The sequence below is a fragment of the Kitasatospora sp. NPDC056531 genome, from assembly GCF_042794375.1.
Lineage (GTDB): Bacteria > Actinomycetota > Actinomycetes > Streptomycetales > Streptomycetaceae > Kitasatospora.
Map to the genome: position 1 here is coordinate 1 of NZ_JBHTTU010000384.1, position 714 is coordinate 714.

Below are 714 nucleotides of genomic sequence, written 5' to 3' on the forward strand. Positions count from 1 at the left end.
GACCTGCGGGTCGAGCCGCCCGCCCGCCGGGCCTGGCGCGCCGGGGCGGAGCTGGAGCTCTCCCGCACCGAGTTCGACCTGCTGGAGCTGCTGGCCCGGCACGCGGGCGCCGTCCTGGACCAGACCACCCTCTACGAGCGGATCTGGGGCTACGACTTCGGCCCCGGCTCGAAGAACCTCGCGGTCTTCATCGGCTACCTGCGCCGCAAGCTCGACCGCCCCGGCCTGGCCCCCCTGATCCACACCGTCCGCGGCGTCGGCTACACGCTGCGCGAGCCGTGACCGGCCCCGCGCGCCCGCGCCCCCGACTGCCGCGCCCGGGCCTGCGCACCACCCTCTCGCTCGCCTTCGCCGCGATGGCCGCCCTGGTGGCGGTGCTGATCGGCACGCTCGGCTACCGCGCCGCCGAGCACCTGATCCGCGACGACGAGACGGACGACTTCACCTCGGCCGTCCGGGCCGTGAGCGGCCAGGTCGAGCGCGAGAAGCTGTACCCGGGGGACTTCAACGGCCCGAGCGGGCTGAGCGAGCAGCTGCTGCACCCGATCCGGGTCACCGCGCAGGCCCTGGACTCCACCGGAGCCATCGTCCCGGGCACCTCTCACCTCGACCTCCCGACCACCTCGGACGACCGCGAGCTCGCCCACGCCGACGCCCCCGCCCGGACGGTGACGGACGTGCGCCGGCTCGGCGGCAACACCTGCCGGGTGGGCG

1 protein-coding gene and 1 pseudogene are annotated in these 714 nt (G+C 75.6%); both read left to right on the forward strand.

Going from position 1 to position 714, the window contains the following annotated elements; all coding sequences use genetic code 11:
* Positions 1 to 282 (forward strand): winged helix-turn-helix domain-containing protein (locus ACFQ87_RS46630; RefSeq protein WP_380617117.1); only part of this gene is annotated, 282 nt, incomplete at its 5' end.
* Positions 279 to 714 (forward strand): annotated as a pseudogene (locus tag ACFQ87_RS46635) (hypothetical protein); the annotation flags it as partial. The gene ACFQ87_RS46630 and the pseudogene ACFQ87_RS46635, both read left to right, overlap by 4 nt.